Genomic DNA, 18,792 nt, shown 5'->3' on the forward strand with positions numbered 1-18,792 from the left:
CCTAGGACCCGGCTCATGACCGCCACACCGCAGCTCGACACGGCTCCCCTCGTCAGTCCGCCGGAGTCCGCCGTCTCCCGTCCGCGGACGCGGCTGCTCGCCCTGGACGGGCTGCGGCTGGTGGCGGCGCTGATGGTGTGCCTGTACCACTACACCGGGCGCGGCGGCACGATCTCCGAGTCCTGGCACCAGAGCCCGTCCGAGGTCTTCCCCCGGCTCTCCCAGGTGGCTCCCTACGGCTGCCTGGGGGTGCAGTTCTTCTTCGTGATCAGCGGTTTCGTGATCTGCATGAGCGGGTGGGGTCGCAGCCTCGGCGACTTCTTCCGCTCACGGGTGGCCCGGCTCTACCCGGCGTACTGGGTGGCGCTGGTGCTGGTCACCGCGGCGGCGTTCGTGCTGCCGGTCGTGGTGAAGCCGGTGCGCGCCGACGAGTTCCTGGTGAACCTGACGATGCTCCAGCAGCCGATGGGCGCCACCCGGATCCTCGGGGTGTGCTGGACCCTGTGGGCGGAGGTGCGCTTCTACGTGCTGTTCGCCCTGTTCGTGGTCGTGCGCGGGGCGACCTACCGGCGGGTGGTGCTGTTCGCCTGCGTGTGGACGCTGGCCGCCGCGATCTCCACCACCTCCGGCAACGCCCTCACCGACGCGGTGGTCATGCCGGAGTACGCGCCGTTCTTCATCGGCGGTCTCGCGCTCTATCTGATCCACCGCTTCGGGAGCAGCCCGCTGCCCTGGGGCATCGTCGTGATGTCCTGGCTGCTCGGGCAGAGCGCTGCCGTGCGCGACCTGTGGCATCCGGGCGCGCACGGTGACTTCACCCGGCACCCGGTGGTGATCGTCCTGGTGGTCACGCTCGCCTTCGCCTCGGTGGCGGTCGTCGCGCTGGGCTGGACCCGGTGGGCGTCCTGGCCCTGGCTGGTCACGGCGGGCGCGCTGACGTACCCGTTCTATCTGGTGCACGAGCACCTGGGCTGGTTCGCCGTACGGATACTGCACCGCGGTCTCGGGCTCGCGCCCTGGCCGACGCTCGCTCTGACGGTGACGGCGATGCTGGCGCTGGCGTGGCTGCTGCACCGCTTCGTGGAGAAGCCGTTCGGTCCGCGCCTGCGCCGGGCTCTCAAGGGCTGACCTCAGCCGATCTTGTACCGCGCCCCGATCCCGGCCACGATCAGCGCCAGCCCCTCCTCGAACTGCTCGTCGTAATTCTCGAAGAGGAACGGTCCCGCCTCGGCGGCGAGGGGGAACTCCGCCAGGCGGCGGGTGCGTTCGGCGAGGTCGTAGCCCTCGCGGAGTTCGCCGGACAGGGGGCGTACGCCCTGTTCCTCGGTGACGAAACCGATCGTGTACATGTTCGCGGTGCGGGCGGCATTGACCGCCTGGGCGAGGGTGAAACCGGCGGCGGTGAAGACGCGCAGGTGGGACTCCATCGCGCTGCCGTGCTCGGTGCCGGTGAAGCGGGTGCCGCTGAAGACCTTGGCGCCGTCGCGGTAGGTGAGCAGGGCGGCGCGCAGTCCGCGGTTGGTCCGGTACAGGCGCTCCTGCCAGGTGTCGGCGGGGTCGAGTGACACGCCTGCCATCATGCGGCGGTACATCTCGGTCGCCATCTCGTCGAGCAGCGCCTGTTTGTCCTTGAAGTGCCAGTAGAGCGCGGGCGCCTTGACGTCCAGCTCCCGGGCGATGGCGCGCAGGGTCAGACCGTCCAGACCGGTCTCGTTCAGGAGCCTGAGTGCCGTGTCCGCGACCCGTCGGCGGTCGAGGGGGGCGCGTCGTTCCGTACTCACGGGGAACAGCTTGACACCTTAACGCCGTTAAGGGCATCCTCGTGAGCGGCGGCACTTAACAGCGTTAAGGAGATATGCCATGAATGCCCTGGTGGACGTACTGATCGTGGGGGCGGGTCCGACCGGGCTCACCCTCGGCGCCGACCTGGCCCGGCGCGGGGTGGACGCGCTGGTCGTGGAGCGGGCGGAGACGCTCTTCCCCGGCTCGCGCGGCAAAGGACTCCAGCCGCGCACCATGGAGGTCTTCGACGACCTCGGCGTGCTGGACGCGATCCGCGCGAGCGGCGGTCCGTACCCGGCGCGCGTGATCTGGAAGAACGGCGAACAGGTCGGCGCGGCGCCCATGTTCGACCCCGTGGAGCCGGACGAGGGCGCGCCCTACTCCGAGCCCTGGATGGTGCCCCAGTGGCGCACGCAGGAGATCCTCGCCGCGCGCCTGACCGAGCTGGGCGGCACGGTCGCCTTCGGACGCGAGCTGACGGACCTCGCGCAGGACGCGGAGGGCGTCACGGCGTCCTTCGCGGACGGTACGCAGATCCGCGCGCGCTATCTGGTCGCGGCGGACGGCGGTCGCTCGGCGGTACGGCGCGCGGTCGGCATCGGGATGACCGGCGAGAGCGTGGACCCGAGCCCGTTCCTCGTCGCCGACGTGCGGGTGCGCGGGCTCGGCCGGGAGCACTGGCACACCTTCCCCGGCGAGGGCGGCACCGGTCTGATGCTCTGCCCGCTCGCGGGTACGGACGACTTCCAGCTCGCGGCGCGGCTCCCCGAGGACACCGCGCCCGACCTGACCCTGGAGGGCATCCGCCAACTGGTCGGCGCCTTCACCCACCTCGACCCCGAGGACGTCACCGAGCTGCGCTGGGCGTCCGACTTCCGCCCGAGGGCAGCCCTCGCGGACCGCTTCCGCGCGGGCCGGGTCTTCCTCGCCGGGGACGCCGCCCATGTGCACTCACCGGCGGGCGGACAGGGGCTGAACACCAGCGTCCAGGACGCCTACAACCTCGGCTGGAAGCTGGGCGCGGTGCTCCGCGACGGCGCCCCGGAGGCGCTGCTCGGCACCTACGAGTCCGAGCGCCGCGCCAACGCCGCCGCGATGCTCGACCTCTCCACCGGCGTCCACCGGGGCGAGGTCCGGCGCGGGAAGGCGACCGTGCAGCTCGGCGTCGGCTACCCGGACTCCGCCCTGAGCGAGGACACCCGCCGGACCCCCTCCGGCATCCGCGCGGGCGACCGCGCGCCGGACGGCACGGTGGACGGCGTACGCCTCTTCGACGCCTTCCGCGGCCCGCACTGGACCCTGCTCGGCGCCCCCGCCCCGCACGACGGCATCCGCGCCCTCCCGGCGGCTCCCGCCTCCTACGGCTCCGGCGTCTTCCTCGTCCGTCCCGACGGATACGTGGGCTGGGCGGGCGACTCGGCCGACGGGATCGGGGGCTACCTCACCCGCGTCGGACGGACCGCTTCCTAGAGCCTGTCCGCCGGACAGGCTCTAGACGGCGGACGCCAGCGACAGCTTCACCGCGAAGCCGAGGAACAGCACCCCCGCCGCCGAAGTGGCCGTCGCCGACAGCCGCTTGCGGCGGCGGAAGGCGGCCGACAGGCGGGTGCCGCCGAATATCAGCGCGGTGAGGTAGAGGAAGCTGAACGCCTGGGCGAAGGCGCCGAGGACGACGAAGGACAGCGCCGGGTAGGCGTAGCCGGGGTCGACGAACTGGACGAAGAAGGCGACGAAGAACAGGATCGCCTTCGGGTTGAACAGGCTCACCACCAGCGCCCGCCGGAACGGCCGTTCGTCCGCCGCGGGCTGCTCGCCCGTCTCCGCCGGGGCAGCCTCGCGCCGGGTGCGCCAGAGCTGCCACGCGGCCCGCATCATGCCGATCGCCAGCCAGGTCAGATACCCGGCACCGGCGTACTTCACGATCCCGAACAGCACCGCGTTCGCCTGGAGCAGCGAGGCCACACCCGCCGCCGACAGCGTCATCAGCACGGTGTCGCCGCACCACACACCGGCGGCTGCCGTATAGCCCGCGCGCACACCCTTGCGGGCGGCCACGGACAGCACGTAGAGCGAGTTGGGACCGGGCAGCAGCACGATCAGGACGAGCCCTGCCAGGTAGGTGGGGAGATCGATGACGCCGAACATGCAGGGAGTGTCGCACGGGGCACCGACAGTGCCTATGGCGCGGGTCTCAGCAGACCAGGGCGGTCCCCGGTGCCGCCCCGGCTCCGGTCCGCCCCCGGGTCAGGTCCCCTCGTCCTCAGAAACCGTCCGCCGGGACGTACGTCCCCCACACCCCCCGCAGCACCTCGCACACCTCCCCCACCGTCGCCCGCTCCCGCAGCGCCCGCTTCATCGGCGGCAGGACGTTCTCCGTGCCCCGCGCCGCCTCCCGCAGCGCGCTCAGCGCGGACTCCACCGCCCCCGTGTCCCGCTCCGCCCGCAGCCGGGCAAGGCGCGCCCGTTGCCGGGTCTCGATGCCGGGGTCGAGGCGGTGCGGGACGTACGGTTCCTCCTCGTCCAGGCGGAAGCGGTTGACGCCGACGACCACGCGCTCGCCCTCCTCCGTCTCGCGGGCGATCCGGTAGGCGTTGCGCTCGATCTCCCCTTTCTGGAAGCCCTGTTCGACGGCGGCGACCGCGCCGCCCCGTTCCGCCACGCGGTCCATCAGCTCCAGCGCGGCCGCCTCCACGTCGTCGGTCAGCGACTCGACGGCGTAGGAGCCGGCGAAGGGGTCGACCGTCGCGGGCACATCCGTCTCGTACGCCAGGACCTGCTGGGTGCGCAGGGCGAGGCGGGCGCTCTTGTCGGTGGGCAGGGCGATCGCTTCGTCGAAGGCGTTGGTGTGCAGCGACTGGGTGCCGCCGAGCACCGCCGCGAGCGCCTGTACGGCGACCCGGACGAGGTTCACCTCCGGCTGCTGCGCGGTCAGTTGGACCCCGGCGGTCTGGGTGTGGAAGCGCAGCATCCACGACTTCGGATCGCGCGCGCCGAACTCCTCGCGCATCACCCGCGCCCAAATGCGCCGCGCCGCACGGAACTTGGCGACCTCCTCCAGGAGCGTGGAGCGCGCCACGAAGAAGAAGGACAGCCGGGGCGCGAACGCGTCCACGTCCATGCCCGCCGCGAGCGCGGTGCGGACGTACGCGATGCCGTCCGCCAGCGTGAACGCGACCTCCTGCGCGGGCGAGGCACCCGCCTCCGCCATGTGGTAGCCGGAGATGGAGATGGTGTTCCAGCGCGGGAGTCCGGCGGCGCAGTACGCGAACAGCTCGGCGGTCAGCCGGAGCGAGGGGCGGGGCGGGAAGATGTAGGTGCCGCGCGCGATGTACTCCTTCAGCACGTCGTTCTGGACCGTGCCGGTCAGCCGGTCGCCGGGGATGCCCCGCTCCTCGCCCACCAGTTGGTAGAGGAGGAGCAGCGCCGCCGCCGGGGCGTTGATCGTCATGGACGTGGAGACGCGGTCCAGCGGGATGCCGTCGAACAGCTCCCGCATGTCCTCGACCGAGTCCACCGCCACGCCGACCCGGCCGACCTCGCCGTGCGCGAGGGGCGCGTCGGAGTCGTAGCCCATCTGGGTGGGCAGGTCGAAGGCGACGGACAGACCGGTGGTGCCGTGGGCGATCAGCTCGCGGTAGCGGGCGTTGGACTCGGCGGCGGTGCCGAAACCGGCGTACTGGCGCATCGTCCAGGGGCGACCGGTGTACATGGTCGGGTACACGCCCCGGGTGTACGGGTACGCGCCGGGCTCGCCCAGCCGCTCCGCCGGGTCCCAGTCCGCGAGGTCGCCGGGACCGTACACCGGCTCGATGGGCTGCCCCGACTCCGTGTGCCGTGCGGACTCCGTGTGCCGTGCCATGGCCGCCTCCGGGAGGTGCGCGCGCGTTCCCCCCGTCGTGTAGTTCAACGCGGGGCGCGCGGGGAAGCATCCCGGGCATGAGGAATCCGGGGAGAACCGCCGTCGTGCTCGCCTCGGTCGCCGCTCTCGCCGCGCTCTGCGGCTGCACGGTGACGCCTCCGGACGGCGCCGACGGCAAGCACCGCTCGCCGCTGCGCGTGGAGCTGCCGTCGGGCGCGCCGCGTACGGGCACGTCCGCCGCGCCCGGCACCTCGACGCCCGTCGCCGGTGCCCGGGTGCTGTGGTCGCGCGGCGACAGCGGTTCGGGGGTGCGCGAGCTGCAGGCGCGGCTGCGGCAGCTCGACTGGCTCTTCGACGGGCCGACGGGGAGTTACGACGATCTGACCGAGAAGGCGGTCAGCGGTTTCCAGGGCAAGCGCGGGCTGCCGAGGACGGGCCGCACGGACACGGTCACCTGGCAGCGGCTGGTGGCGATGACGCACCGACCGGGCACGTGGGAGCTGTACCTGATGGGCGGTCAGCCCGCCGCCGCGCCCGATCCGCGCTGTCTGACCGGCCGGGTGCTGTGCATCGACAAGACCAGCCGGACGCTGCGCTGGATGACGAACGGGCGGACCCTCTCCACGATGTCCGTCCGCTTCGGCTCGCAGTACTCCCCCACCCGCGAAGGTGTGTTCCACGTCTACTGGAAATCCCGGCACCATGTGTCGACGCTCTACGACTCCCCGATGCCGTACGCCCTGTTCTTCAGCGGCGGACAGGCTGTGCACTACTCGTACGACTTCGCGGCGCGGGGTTACGCGGGCGGCTCGCACGGCTGTGTCAACGTGCGGGACGAGCAGGCGATCGCCTCGCTGTTCGCGCAGGTGAGGGTGGGCGACAAGGTTGTCGTCTCCTGGTGAAGCGGTGAAGCGGGGCGCGGGCGGGACCGGGGGAACATGTCCCGCCCGCGCCGGGGTGCACGAGCCGTGGGTACGGGGGGAACCCCGGCTCAGTGCGACGGCCGATGACCAGTCGGCTCACTCTGTACTGCGTCACCGGCTCCAGAAACGTCACACCTTTGCCGAAGAAATTTCCGCGCCGGGTAAAACCGCAGGTCAGAGGGTGCTGAAGGTGGGGCTGGGGGTGCCGGTCGGGAGGTCCGCCGGGCTGGGGGCGACGGGGAGGACGTAGGCGGAGGGGACGGGGGTGGCGAGACCGTTGCGGTGGTGGTGGAGGGTGCGGTCGCGGTCCTTGCGGGGGTGGCCGTCACCGGAGCCGGAGCCGGAGTCGCCGTCACCGTCGTCCGATCCGCCCGGGCTGTCGGACCGGTGGCCGTCGCCGAAGCGGCCGAGGGGACCCTCGGTGTCGACGCCACCGGGCACGGGCACGACCGGCAGACCGTCCCGGCGGCTCGACAGCACGGCCGCGCAGTACGTCTTCACCCGCGCCGAGCCGCCCGCGACGCCCTCCAGCGCACGGCGGCGCCCCGCCTCGGGCTCCCGCCCGGCGCGCAGATCACGGCAAGCGGCGACGGCTGCCCGCCACCGGGTGCCGGGCCTGCGGGAACCGGTGCCGGGCTCTGTCGCCCTGCCGGTGTCCTGGTCGGCACCGCCCGCCGCCTCGGGCGGGGCGTCACCGGGGTCGGCGGACCCGCTCGCGCTGGGGGTGGGTCCGGTGTCGCCGGACGGTCCCGGCGACGACGGCAGCCGGGAGCGCCCCGGCGTCACGGCGGCGGACACGGACGCGCCGGGGTCGGGCCGCTCCTGCCGGAACGGTCCGGGCAGCACCCCGCTCCCGGCCGCCACGGCCACCCCGCCGAGCGTCCCGACAGCCACGGCGGCGGCCAGCGCCATCCGCACGGGCCGACCCCACCGCACGCGGCGCGCACGCACGGGGCGCCGCGGCTGGGCACCGATGTGGACGACGCCGGCGTCGAGGTCGAGACGGTGGAACTCGCCCACGGAGGAGTCGGGTTGAGAAACGGAGACGTCACGAACGGCGCCCACCGACACCTCGGCCACCAGGGGAACGTCGACCCCACGCCCCGCCCTCGCCGTCCGGAACGCGGCCAACGCCGCTTCCTCGCCCGGGAGTTCGTCCTTGGCCGGAACCGCGGAGTCGGCAAGGACCGCCAGCAGGGACGCCAACCGGGCACCCTCGTCGGGGACCCGGTCGTCGGAGGATCGCGGCGGCTCGCCGTTCAGCAGACGTTCCGACGTCTCGAGGTCCAGCCACTCGTCGTGCTCGTCGGCCATCACATGTCCCTCTGCGTCCGCGCACGCGCAGGCGTCACACTCGCGGGCGCGACGGTACGGGCGCGGGGTCCTCGCTGGGGCGGCAGGGCGTCGAGTCCACCGGTCGACTCCGGGTCGGGACCGAGGAGTTCGGCGAGGCGCTTCAGACCCCGGTGCGCGGCGGTGCGGACCGCTCCCGCGCGCTTGCCGAGCGTCTCGGCGGCGGACTTGGCGTCCAGACCGACCACCACGCGCAGCACCACCGCCTCGGCCTGGTCCTGCGGCAGACGCGCGATGAGCGAGAGGGTGCCGTCGGTGGCCAGTGCCTCCATCGCCTCACCGGCGGTGTCCGACTCGGCGGCGCGGCCGGTCAGTTCGGTCTCGTCGCCGCCTATCAGCGGGCGGCGTCCGCGCATCCGTATGTGGTCCAGGGCGCGGTTGCGGGCTATCCGCGCCGCCCACCCCCGGAACCGGTCGGCGTCTCCGCTGAACCGGTCGAGGTCGCGGGCGATCTGGAGCCATGCCTCGGACGTGACGTCCTCGGCGTCCGGCTCCCCCACCAGCGTGCGCACATAGCCGAGCAGCCGTGGATGCACCGCGCGGTACACCGTGCGGAAGGCTTCCTCGTCACCGCCCTGGGCCGCGCGCACCGCGGCGGTCAGCTCCGCGTCGTCCCCCTGCACCGCACTCCCTTACGCCTGTCTGGTGGTCGGCGCGAAAGGCACGTTACGGCCTGAAACAGTGCCCCGTCCATGTCTGTAGAAGATGCAACTGACTCGTGATCCATTGGGTGTGACACAAGCCGCACTCCCGACGCTGTACGAGATGCGGGCCGCACCCAGACCCGCCACCCGCGACGGCCGGGGCCTCTCCTGTGGGGGGTGGCGGCCCCGGCCGTCGCTTCGACTTCTCCCCCCTCCCTCCCGCGGCGATGCCCTGTCCGGCAGCCCCCGTACGCTTCTCCGTTCACGTAACAACGACAGAGACGACGGGATTCGATGGTGGGCACCTTTGTGGGGCTCGTGGTGTTGCCCCTGGTTGTCGCCGGGCTGGCTCGGTGGGCGGCGGGGCGGAGGCGGCGGGCGTTGGGGGTGGGGCGGGCTGTGCACTTCCGGGGGCGGATGGAGGGGCGCACGGGGTGGTTGCTGGTCGATCCGCGGCTCGACGGGCCCGTTTTTCTGGGTCGGGACGGGAGCGCCGTTGCGCTGCCGCGCGGGGGCGAGGCGCTGGGGGCGACGGTCTCCGCCGTCGGACGGTCCGCTCTGGAGAAGGTCAGCCTGCGGTACCGGACCCCTCAAGGGGCGGTGGTGCGGCTGGGGTTGGCCACGCATGACGCGCGGACCCTGGGTGAATGGCTGGGGGAAGAGCCACGGACTGTGCCCGTCACGCGGCGGACGTTGCTGCCCGCTGCGCCCGCGTGGGCCGTGTTCGCGCTTGCCGTGGGGCTGTTCGTGGGGCTGGTCGCCGCGGACGTCGCGGTGTTCGGGAAGCACACGGCTGCCGAGGTCGTGCGGGTGGACCGGGACGAGGAGGACTGCACCGTCGCCTGGGACGGCGGGGTGGAGCGGGCGAGTGTGGACTGCGACGCGGCGACCGTGCGCGCGGGTGAGCGCATACCGGTCGTCGCGCTTCCCTGGCCGTTGCTGGGTGATGCCGTGGACACGGGGGTCACTCCGCGGGTGGTCGCCGTGCTCGGCGGGGTGCCCGGACTGCTCGGTCTGGGCGGGGCGCTGGTGGTCAACCCGCTGCTGTACGCCCGGCGCGTCCGGCTGGTGCGCCGGGCGGGGACGGTTGCCCTGCCTCAAGCGGTCGCGGACAGTGGGGCGGACGAGGAGGAGTGGCCCGCTCTCGGGGACGACCTGCGGTACGCGAGCCTCGCCGCCGCGGCACGGCACGCCGATCGCCATCGGCCGGAACCCCGGGTGACGCCGCCGCGCCGTGGCCCCGGTCGTACGTCCCTGTCGCCGTGGGCGTGGGTGGCGGTCACCGTCCTCGGCACCGCCGCCTGGTACCCGCTGGCGTTCTCCGGCGGCGCCGTCCTCGACGACCACTTCCACCTGGGGCACTGGCGCTTCCCGCTGTTCGGCACGGTCGGCATCGTGTGCCTCGCCCGGATCGGCTGGGTCGTGACCGACCGCGTCCCGCTGTGCGGACCGGTGCTGCGGGCGGCGCGGCAGGGTGGCGGCAAGGACGCCTGGCAGCCCATGCGGTACGTCCGTCTGTGCCGCGAGCCCGGCGAGATGGTGCTGGTCCTGTTCCGGCCGGAGGGCGGGGACGTGACGGCGCCCCGGTTCCTCCAGCCGCTCTCCCGGTCCCGGGGCACCGGTCGCCGTACCGTCGGCGGTCCCGCCCCGGTCGGCGAGGCGCTGGTGCGCGACACCGGCGCGGGACCGCTCGTCTGCGAGATAGACGGCGTCCGCTACCTCCCCGCCGCCCGCGCCACCGAAGCCACCGCCGACCCCGCCCGCACCCGCGAGGAACTGCGCGACCTCGCCGGGAACCACCTCCGCCCGGTCGGCGCCGCCCGCTAGGGCACATTCGTCAGCGGCTCACCGCCCCGTGATCGCCTCCCGGCACAGCAGTCCGAGCGAGCCGTCGCCCTCGTAGGCGCGGCGGGCTTCGTCCATCGGGGTCCAGAGGCGGCCGTCGGGGGTGCGCAGGCAGGGGTCGCCGTCGGTGGCCCACCATTCGGCGCCGGTCTGGCGGGCGATGACCTCGCCCGCGTAGGCGCCGAAGCCGCGCAGCACGCGGCGCACGGCTTCGTAGGGCGGGCCGTCGCGGCGTATCTCGTCGATCACGCGGTCGACGCGCCACATGCTGCGCGCGGTGTAGTCGAGCCGGAGCCGGGCGCCCTCGCGGAGCGCGGCGACGGTGTCGGCGGCCCAGCGGGCGGGACGGGTGTCCAGGGGGGCGGGCGGGTACGCGGGGGTGGGGTACGGGGCTGTCACACAGGGGACAGCGGTCCCGGAGCCCCCGCCGTAACAGGAATCCGGGCCGTTCCGGGAACCGGCGCAGGACCGCCCCACCGCCACCCCGGGACGATCACAGTTCCCGCCCACGCGAGAGGGTTTGAGCGGCGGGGCGCCCTGAAGAACCGTTACGCCCCGCTCCGCTCAGCCCTGGCTGCGCGCCCGGCGCGAGACCACCGCCTGGAGGATGCGGCGCCCCTCGATCGACACGTCCAGGGCGCGGCGCAGCCCGCCCACGCCGTGCTCGGCGAGGAGTTCCAGGACGACGGTCTGGCGCCGGAGTTCGGCGGCGACCAGCGGGGAGGACGTCTCCTCCGTACCGCCGTGGCGGTCCTCGGCGGCGTCGGCGGCGGGGGCGGTGTCCTCGGTCGCCGGGTCGAGGAGCCGGTGGACCTGGAGGGCGGCCAGCGAGCAGGCGTCCGCCCACTCGCGCAGCGCCTCGCCGGACCGCTCGGCCGGTGCCGTCTCCAGCATCCGGCGCACCAGCAGCGCCGCCTCGTCCTCGCCGGGGTCCACCGCGCCGAGCGCGGCGCGGGTCTTCTCCAGGCTCTCGGACCAGTCGGAGCCGTCGGCGAGGTGCGCCCAGAGCGGGCGCAGCAGTTCGTCGTCCTCGTAGAGCAGGGGGACGCACCGATCCGAACAAGCCAGTCCACTGGCGGCCAGCCCCCGCGCGTCGGCCTGTGCGATCAGTTCCACCAGGCTCATGGAATCTCCCCTCGCCTGGGCACCGTCTTTACGGAGCCCGCATTTCCCCTTACTGCGTGCGACGGCCCGGGAGTGTCACAGTCGCCGGTTTTCAGCCAAGAACGTCAGCCAGGAACGGGGGCGAACGGAACGGCGAGCGCCTTGTGGTCCTGCATCCGGGTCAGCCGGACCACGACCAGCGCGGCGAGCACGGCGGCGGCGATGTCGGTGAGGTCGGCGAAGAGCATGACGCGCGCCTCCCACACGGCGTCCGCGCCGCCGTCGAACCGGGCCGTCGCCTGCTCCGCGAACAGCGAGACGAGCCACAGCGCCCACCAGAGGTCGATCAGCCGGTGCCCGGCGGGGCGCCCCCGGGGCGCGCTCGTGTTCCAGATGTCGAGCACGATCCGGCGCGGGAACCACAGATTGACGATCGGGCAGAACCACGCGCCGATCGCCCACCCCCGCTTCAGGCTCTGCCCGGACTGGTCGAACACCTCGGCGTTGACCCGCACCCGGTACAGCCAGCACAGATAGACGACCGTCGCCGCGAGCAGGGTGAGCATCTGGGCGCCGCCGGTGAGCCCGGTGGCGATGTCGGCCAGGTCGGAGGTACGACCCCTGCTCGCGCTGTCCAACTGGAGCGCGTCCGCCCAGACGGCGAACAGGTCCGCCACGGCGACGAGCGCCAGCAGTGTGACGGCGGCCCGCCCCAGCCCGACCGGCGAGCACAGCGCGAGACCGGGCGGGAGCGCGTAGGGCGCGGCGTACCGCGCGTCATAAGCAGCCCCGGACGGCGCCCCCGGCAGCGCCCCGGGCAGCGGCGCGAGCGGCGGCTCGGCGGGCGCGAACGGCGGATGCGCCCCCGCGGCAAGACACTCCGGGCACAGCGTGTTCCCGGCGGACGCGGGCCGACGGCCGCAATGCGTGCAGGTCATGAAGGTCTACCCCCCGATACGGTGCCGACGGCGCGACACCGCCCTCCCCAGGCGGGTGTGCACCAGGAAGCCGCCGGCGAGCGGACCCGCCGACGGCTTTACCTGGAACATACGTTCCGTCCGGGAGTCAGTCCAGCCGATTCGCGAGTTGCCTGAACTGGTCCCAGGACAGCGGGGGTTGACCCGGATACCAGAGCTTCTGCACGGTCGCCCGCAGCGGCATCCGGATACCGGAGGCGACCTGCGCCTCGGTCTGCGCGTTGGGGAAGTCGCACCACACCGCGAACGAGCCGCCGAGGATCTGGCCGTCGTAGCGCGCCGGGACGGGGTCGGTGCCCCGGATCACGCGCGGGGTCCACTGCTCGTAGATGCGCTGACCGGTCGGGTAGACGAAGGTCTGGGGCTCACCGAGGACGTAGTAGAGGTACTCGTCGTTGTAGTTGAGGACCTTGCGGCCCGCGCTCAGATACTCCGCCGGGGGGCGCGCCCCTATCTCCTTGCCGGTCCAGTAGGCGACCTGGAGATCCTTGGCGGGCTGGATCGAGGTGTCGCGCAGGAAGCCGTCGTTCCACGCCCGCATGGTGCGGTCGTGGGCGCGGACGGTGGCGGCGCGGTCGTTGAGCCAGCCGGTGGCGAGGTCCGCGACGGAGCCGTCCGGGCCGTACTTCTGGCGGGCGGCGGAGGCGAGCTGGGGATAGGAGGTCTCGGGGTCGGAGACGGTCAGCGCCTGGTACTCGTCGCCGCCCAGGTGCCACTGCTTCTGGGTGAAAAGCCCGGAGTACTCGTTCAGCAGATCGTCGACGATCTTGGCGGAGGCGGGCTTGGAGATGTCGATCGCGCCGCGCGTCGGGGTGCCGCTCGCGTTGCGCAACTGGAGGTCGGGGTGGGCGGCGATGACAGCGCCGAGGTGGCCGGGCGAGTCGATCTCGGGGACGACCGTGATGTGCCGGGCGGCGGCGAGGTCGATGATCTTCTTGACCTGCGCCTTGGTGAGATGGTCCTTGGAGACGATCTCGGGGTGGGTGGTGGACTGGATCCGGAACGCCTGGTCGTCGGAGAAGTGCAGTCCCAGCTCGTTGAACTTCAGGTCGCCCAGTTCGCGCACCCGGTCCTCGATCCAGGACTCGGAGAACGGTTTGCGCGCGATGTCGAGCATGAATCCGCGCACCGGCTTGGCGGGCTCGTCCTTGACGACGCCCTCGGGGGCGGTGCCGCCGCCGTGGACCTCCTGCTTGAGGGTCCGGGTCCCGTAGAACACGCCCGCGTCGGCGGGACCGCTGATCTCCACCCGGCCGTCGCGCACGGTCATGGTGTACGACTCCGGATTGCCGCCCTTGCCGCCGAGCGTGAGCCGCAGGTCGCCGGAGCGCGTGTCCTTCTGCTGCCCGGCGTACTTGAGCCCCAGCTCCCCGGCTATGAGCTTGCCCTCGTCGGCCAGCTTCGGGTCGGTCACCACCACCCGGTCACCGCGCGCGGGCTGCCAACCGGGGCCGTGCGCCGGGGTGTGGGACCGGACCGCCGGTATGGTCCGGGGCGCCTTCGACAGCGGATAGTTCCGCGTCGGGCTCGGACTCGGACTGTCGCCCACGCTCGCCACGTCCGAGCCGCCGGGCGAGCCGCCGCCCGAGGAGGCCCACACGCCGACACCCACGCCGGCCACGACCGTCCCGGCCACCGCCGCGACGACGATCGCCCGTTTCCGCTTCACCTTCACCTGACGCGCCGGAGCACGGCGCCTGTGCTGGCTCACGATCCCAACCTACGACCGAACCGGCGGGGACCCGTCATCGAGAGTTTCCGAAACTCTCCCGTCCGAGTGAAAATCGGGCATCCGTCGGACACACACTGACCACTCTCGATAACGTGTCGGCACACCTTTCACACGTTCCCCTGCCGTACCTCATGCTGCCCCCTGCCCCACACCACACGTGACGCGAGGACCCACGCTGCCTGCGCACCGTTCGCCGTATCTCCCCACGCCGCTCGACGCCTTCAACCTGGCCCCCGCCGACGAGGCACGCGCCCTGCTGGAGCGCTGTCTGCGCAGCTCACGCTGGGCGGACCGGCTCGCCGAGCACCGCCCGTACCCGGACCTGCCCGCGCTGCTCGCGGCGGCCGACGAGGCGGCGTACGACCTGGACCAGACCGACCTCGCCGAGGCGCTCGCCGGGGAGTCCCTGCCCCGGCTGCCCGAGGGGACGTACTCCGCCGCCCACACCGCGCTCGACGCCGCGCACGCCGCCTACGAGGCGCGATTCGGCCATGTTTTTGTCATCTCTCCGGGCGACACTCCACCGGAGGAACTGCCCGACCGCGTCCTCGAAGGAATCCGGTCACGATTGACGAACGATCCGGACGACGAACGGGTGGTCGTGGCCGAGGAACTGCGCGGGCTGGCCCGCCACCGCCTCGCCCTCCACCTCGGCCCCACGGGCTGCCGCACCACCAGCGACTACGCCCCGCGCCCCCACGCGTAGCCCTGTCCGGCGGACCAGGGCGCCGGTGCTGACCGACGCCGCGTCTGCCCAGGTGAGCGGGGCAGGGACCGTCCAGTCGGCGGGCGGAGAAGGACGCCGACGCGCCGAGGGCGCCCCCGCGCGAGGGAATCCGGGCGGGGGACCCGACCCCCGGCGACAACCCCGCGGGCGAGCGGCCGGACACCCGGACCCGCGCCGCGATCCCCCGGACCGGTCTCGGACCCGGACCCGTTCCGGGGTGGTGTCGATCACCCGTGCGATGCGGGGTGGATCACACAGACCGGCCCCCCGTCGGCCCTGGCGCACGTCATGGATACGATGCTGAGGGCCGGTGGACCGTACCCGGCCGGGCCCGACCGACACCGAAGCCGGCGCGGCCCTAGTCCCCGCACCCGGAGGGTTCTTCCGTGCCGGCTGGAACGCTGTACCGCGGCCGGGAAGGTATGTGGTCCTGGGTGGCTCATCGAGTCACCGGCGTCCTCATCTTCTTCTTCCTGTTCGTTCACGTGCTGGACACCGCTCTCGTGCGTGTCTCCCCCGAGGACTACGACAAGGTCGTAGCCACGTACAAGACCCCGATCGTCGCGCTGCTGGAGTACGGCCTCGTCGCCGCCATCCTCTTCCACGCGCTCAACGGTCTGCGCGTCATCGCCGTCGACTTCTGGTCGAAGGGGCCGCGCTACCAGAAGCAGATGCTGTGGACCGTCGTCGGTGTCTGGCTCGTCCTGATGGTGGGCGCGCTCTACCCCGTCCTCGGCCACGCCGCTCGTGTCCTGTTCGGGAGCTGACGCCGATGTCCACCTCTGAGATCAATCTGACGGGCTCCTCCGCGGAGGGCTTCGAAGACGCCTACGCGCTGAACCTCGACGCGCCGCGCTCGCGCACGCGCACCAAGAAGACCCCGAAGTCCACGCGGGGCAACTTCGAGATGGCCGCCTGGCTCTTCATGCGCCTGTCCGGCATCGTGCTGGTCGTCCTCGTCATCGGCCACCTGCTGATCCAGCTCGTGCTCGACGGCGGCGTCTCCAAGATCGGCTTCGCCTTCGTGGCGGGTCGCTGGGCGTCCCCGTTCTGGCAGGTCTGGGACCTGGCGATGCTGTGGCTGGCGATGCTGCACGGCGCCAACGGCCTGCGCACGGTCATCAACGACTACGCGGAGCGCGCGAACACCCGCCTGTGGCTGAAGGCGCTGCTCTACACCGCCACGGTGTTCACCATCCTGCTGGGCACGCTGGTGATCTTCACCTTCGACCCGAACATCCGCTAGGCACGGGGCTGCGAGAATCATGAAGATCCACAAGTACGACACCGTCATCGTCGGCGCCGGTGGCGCGGGCATGCGCGCGGCCATCGAGTCCACGAAGCGCAGCCGCACCGCCGTGCTGACCAAGCTCTACCCCACCCGCTCCCACACGGGCGCCGCGCAGGGCGGCATGGCCGCCGCGCTGGCCAACGTGGAGGAGGACAACTGGGAGTGGCACACCTTCGACACGGTCAAGGGCGGTGACTACCTGGTCGACCAGGACGCCGCCGAGATCCTGGCGAAGGAGGCCATCGACGCCGTCCTCGACCTGGAGAAGATGGGCCTGCCGTTCAACCGGACGCCGAACGGCACCATCGACCAGCGGCGCTTCGGCGGTCACTCCCGCAACCACGGCGAGGCGCCGGTCCGCCGCTCCTGCTACGCGGCCGACCGCACCGGCCACATGATCCTCCAGACGCTGTACCAGAACTGCGTCAAGGAGGGCGTGGAGTTCTTCAACGAGTTCTACGTCCTGGACCAGCTCATCACCGAAGTCGACGGCGTCAAGAAGTCCGCCGGTGTGGTGGCGTACGAGCTGGCGACCGGCGAGATCCACGTCTTCCAGGCGAAGTCCGTGATCTACGCGTCCGGCGGCACCGGCAAGTTCTTCAAGGTGACCTCCAACGCGCACACCCTGACCGGTGACGGCCAGGCAGCCTGCTTCCGCCGGGGCATCCCGCTGGAGGACATGGAGTTCTTCCAGTTCCACCCGACCGGCATCTGGCGCATGGGCATCCTGCTCACCGAGGGTGCCCGCGGTGAGGGCGGCATCCTGCGCAACAAGGACGGCGAGCGCTTCATGGAGAAGTACGCGCCGGTCATGAAGGACCTCGCGTCCCGTGACGTCGTCTCGCGCTCGATCTACACCGAGATCCGCGAGGGCCGGGGCTGCGGTCCCGAGGGCGACCACGTCTACCTCGACCTCACGCACCTGCCGCCGGAGCAGCTCGACGCGAAGCTCCCGGACATCACCGAGTTCGCGCGCACCTACCTCGGCATCGAGCCCTACACGGACCCGATCCCGATCCAGCCCACCGCGCACTACGCCATGGGCGGCATCCCGACCAACGTCGAGGGTGAGGTCCTGGCGGACAACACCACCGTCATCCCGGGTCTGTACGCGGCCGGCGAGGTCGCCTGTGTCTCCGTGCACGGCGCCAACCGCCTGGGCACCAACTCCCTGCTCGACATCAACGTGTTCGGCCGTCGCGCGGGCATCGCCGCCGCCGACTACGCCCACACGGTCGACTTCGTGGAGATGCCGGAGAACCCGGAGGGCATGGTCGTCGCGCAGATCGAGCGGCTGCGGAACTCCACCGGCACCGAGCGGGTGGCCGACATCCGCCGGGAGCTGCAGGAGACCATGGACGCCAACGTCATGGTGTTCCGCACCGAGCAGACGATCAAGACGGCGGTCGAGAAGATCGCCGAGCTGCGCGAGCGGTACGAGAACGTGGCGATCCAGGACAAGGGCAAGCGGTTCAACACCGACCTGCTGGAAGCCATCGAGCTGGGCAACCTGCTGGAGCTGGCCGAGGTCATGGCCGTCTCCGCGCTCGCCCGCAAGGAGTCCCGCGGCGGCCACTACCGCGAGGACTACCCGAACCGCGACGACGTCAACTTCATGCGCCACACGATGGCGTACCGCGAGACGGGCGACGACGGCTCGGAGACCATCCGTCTCGACTACAAGCCGGTCGTCCAGACCCGCTACCAGCCGATGGAGCGTAAGTACTGATGGCTACCCCTGTTCTGGACAAGGCGGAGGCGGCTGCCGCCGCGTCCCCCTACATCACGGTCACCCTGCGGATCCGCCGGTTCAACCCGGAGGTCTCGCCGGACGTCCACTGGCAGGACTTCCAGCTCCAGATGGACCCCAAGGAGCGCGTCCTCGACGGGCTCAACAAGATCAAGTGGGACCAGGACGGCACGCTGACCTTCCGGCGTTCCTGCGCCCACGGCATCTGCGGGTCCGACGCCATGCGGATCAACGGCAAGAACCGGCTGGCCTGCAAGACGCTGATCAAGGACGTCAACCCCGAGAAGCCGATCACGGTCGAGCCCATCAAGGGCCTGACCGCGCTGAAGGACCTCGTGGTCGACATGGACCCGTTCTTCCAGGCGTACCGGGACGTCATGCCGTTCCTGGTCACCAACGACACCAACGAGCCGACGCGTGAGCGCCTGCAGTCCGCCGAGGACCGCGAGCGCTTCGACGACACCACGAAGTGCATCCTGTGCGCCGCGTGCACCTCGTCGTGCCCGGTGTTCTGGAACGACGGCCAGTACTTCGGTCCGGCCGCCATCGTCAACGCGCACCGGTTCATCTTCGACTCGCGCGACGACGCCGGTGAGCAGCGCCTGGAGATCCTCAACGACCGTGACGGCGTGTGGCGTTGCCGCACGACCTTCAACTGCACGGACGCCTGCCCGCGTGGCATCGAGGTCACCAAGGCGATCCAGGAGGTCAAGCGCGCCCTGATCACGCGCCGCTTCTGATCCTCGCGGTCCCACGCCCGAGGGCCCCGTTTCCGTCGTCCGGAAACGGGGCCCTCGGGCGTTTG

General features: G+C 71.9%; 18 protein-coding genes. 9 read left to right on the forward strand and 9 right to left on the reverse strand.

Annotation, left to right across the window (positions count from 1 at the left end; translation table 11 throughout):
- Positions 1-15: 15 nt before the first annotated feature.
- Positions 16-1,128: an acyltransferase gene (locus IF655_RS27805; RefSeq protein ID WP_242488964.1), complete on the forward strand. Its 1,113-nt coding sequence runs from the start codon at positions 16-18 to the stop codon at positions 1,126-1,128.
- A gap of 2 nt (positions 1,129-1,130) precedes the next feature.
- Here IF655_RS27805 and IF655_RS27810 read toward each other — a convergent pair whose 3' ends face one another.
- Complete coding sequence (locus IF655_RS27810; RefSeq protein WP_199587889.1) at positions 1,131-1,781, reverse strand: TetR/AcrR family transcriptional regulator C-terminal domain-containing protein; 651 nt, start codon at positions 1,779-1,781, stop codon at positions 1,131-1,133.
- A gap of 79 nt (positions 1,782-1,860) precedes the next feature.
- Between IF655_RS27810 and IF655_RS27815 the strand changes: the two genes are divergently transcribed.
- Positions 1,861-3,252, forward strand: coding sequence for an FAD-dependent monooxygenase (locus IF655_RS27815; RefSeq protein WP_199587890.1), 1,392 nt, complete (start codon positions 1,861-1,863; stop codon positions 3,250-3,252).
- 21 nt (positions 3,253-3,273) lie between these two features.
- Here the strand turns inward: IF655_RS27815 and leuE are convergent, their stop codons facing one another.
- Positions 3,274-3,927, reverse strand: a complete 654-nt coding sequence (gene leuE, locus IF655_RS27820; RefSeq protein WP_199587891.1) for a leucine efflux protein LeuE — start codon at positions 3,925-3,927, stop codon at positions 3,274-3,276.
- Positions 3,928-4,042: 115 nt separating this feature from the next.
- Positions 4,043-5,641 (reverse strand): methylmalonyl-CoA mutase, encoded by a 1,599-nt coding sequence (locus IF655_RS27825; RefSeq protein WP_199587892.1) that lies wholly within the window; start codon positions 5,639-5,641, stop codon positions 4,043-4,045.
- A gap of 77 nt (positions 5,642-5,718) precedes the next feature.
- Here IF655_RS27825 and IF655_RS27830 point away from each other — a divergent pair, with 77 nt between their 5' ends.
- Positions 5,719-6,543, forward strand: coding sequence for a L,D-transpeptidase family protein (locus IF655_RS27830; protein ID WP_199587893.1), 825 nt, complete (start codon positions 5,719-5,721; stop codon positions 6,541-6,543).
- Positions 6,544-6,738: 195 nt separating this feature from the next.
- Here the strand turns inward: IF655_RS27830 and IF655_RS27835 are convergent, their stop codons facing one another.
- Complete coding sequence (locus IF655_RS27835; protein WP_199587894.1) at positions 6,739-7,878, reverse strand: hypothetical protein; 1,140 nt, start codon at positions 7,876-7,878, stop codon at positions 6,739-6,741.
- Complete coding sequence (locus IF655_RS27840; protein ID WP_199587895.1) at positions 7,878-8,540, reverse strand: RNA polymerase sigma factor; 663 nt, start codon at positions 8,538-8,540, stop codon at positions 7,878-7,880. Before IF655_RS27840 ends, IF655_RS27835 begins: the two co-directional genes overlap by 1 nt.
- A 693-nt stretch (positions 8,541-9,233) precedes the next feature.
- Between IF655_RS27840 and IF655_RS27845 the strand changes: the two genes are divergently transcribed.
- Entirely contained in the window at positions 9,234-10,388 is a 1,155-nt protein-coding gene (locus IF655_RS27845) for a hypothetical protein (protein WP_199587896.1), read from the forward strand.
- A gap of 18 nt (positions 10,389-10,406) precedes the next feature.
- Here the strand turns inward: IF655_RS27845 and IF655_RS27850 are convergent, their stop codons facing one another.
- From IF655_RS27850 to IF655_RS27865, 4 genes are all read right to left on the reverse strand, one after another.
- Entirely contained in the window at positions 10,407-10,805 is a 399-nt protein-coding gene (locus IF655_RS27850) for a hypothetical protein (RefSeq protein WP_199587897.1), read from the reverse strand.
- Between the two features lie 165 nt (positions 10,806-10,970).
- Positions 10,971-11,531, reverse strand: coding sequence for a hypothetical protein (locus IF655_RS27855; protein WP_199587898.1), 561 nt, complete (start codon positions 11,529-11,531; stop codon positions 10,971-10,973).
- Between the two features lie 104 nt (positions 11,532-11,635).
- A complete protein-coding gene (locus tag IF655_RS27860; protein ID WP_199587899.1) occupies positions 11,636-12,448 on the reverse strand; it encodes a DUF4328 domain-containing protein in 813 nt (270 codons plus the stop codon).
- A gap of 127 nt (positions 12,449-12,575) precedes the next feature.
- Positions 12,576-14,198 carry a glycoside hydrolase family 20 protein gene (locus tag IF655_RS27865; protein WP_307815089.1) on the reverse strand — a complete coding sequence of 541 codons (1,623 nt, stop codon included), beginning with the start codon at positions 14,196-14,198 and terminating at the stop codon, positions 12,576-12,578.
- A gap of 178 nt (positions 14,199-14,376) precedes the next feature.
- On the opposite strand from IF655_RS27865, the gene IF655_RS27870 reads away from it, so the two are divergent.
- The 5 genes from IF655_RS27870 (at position 14,377) to IF655_RS27890 (ending at position 18,727) form a co-directional block, all read left to right on the forward strand.
- Positions 14,377-14,925 carry a 2-oxo-4-hydroxy-4-carboxy-5-ureidoimidazoline decarboxylase gene (locus IF655_RS27870; RefSeq protein ID WP_199587900.1) on the forward strand — a complete coding sequence of 183 codons (549 nt, stop codon included), beginning with the start codon at positions 14,377-14,379 and terminating at the stop codon, positions 14,923-14,925.
- 407 nt (positions 14,926-15,332) lie between these two features.
- Positions 15,333-15,713: a succinate dehydrogenase, cytochrome b556 subunit gene (gene sdhC, locus IF655_RS27875; protein ID WP_078495794.1), complete on the forward strand. Its 381-nt coding sequence runs from the start codon at positions 15,333-15,335 to the stop codon at positions 15,711-15,713.
- A 5-nt stretch (positions 15,714-15,718) separates the two neighbouring features.
- Positions 15,719-16,192, forward strand: coding sequence for a succinate dehydrogenase hydrophobic membrane anchor subunit (locus tag IF655_RS27880; RefSeq protein WP_018544066.1), 474 nt, complete (start codon positions 15,719-15,721; stop codon positions 16,190-16,192).
- A gap of 19 nt (positions 16,193-16,211) precedes the next feature.
- Positions 16,212-17,966 (forward strand): succinate dehydrogenase flavoprotein subunit, encoded by a 1,755-nt coding sequence (gene sdhA / locus IF655_RS27885; RefSeq protein ID WP_199587901.1) that lies wholly within the window; start codon positions 16,212-16,214, stop codon positions 17,964-17,966.
- On the forward strand, positions 17,966-18,727 hold the full coding sequence (locus tag IF655_RS27890) for a succinate dehydrogenase iron-sulfur subunit (RefSeq protein ID WP_199587902.1): 762 nt from the start codon (positions 17,966-17,968) through the stop codon (positions 18,725-18,727). The genes sdhA and IF655_RS27890 overlap by 1 nt, the downstream gene beginning before the upstream one ends.
- Positions 18,728-18,792 lie beyond the last annotated feature (65 nt).

The organism is Streptomyces sp. DSM 110735 (assembly GCF_016482685.1).
GTDB lineage: Bacteria > Actinomycetota > Actinomycetes > Streptomycetales > Streptomycetaceae > Streptomyces.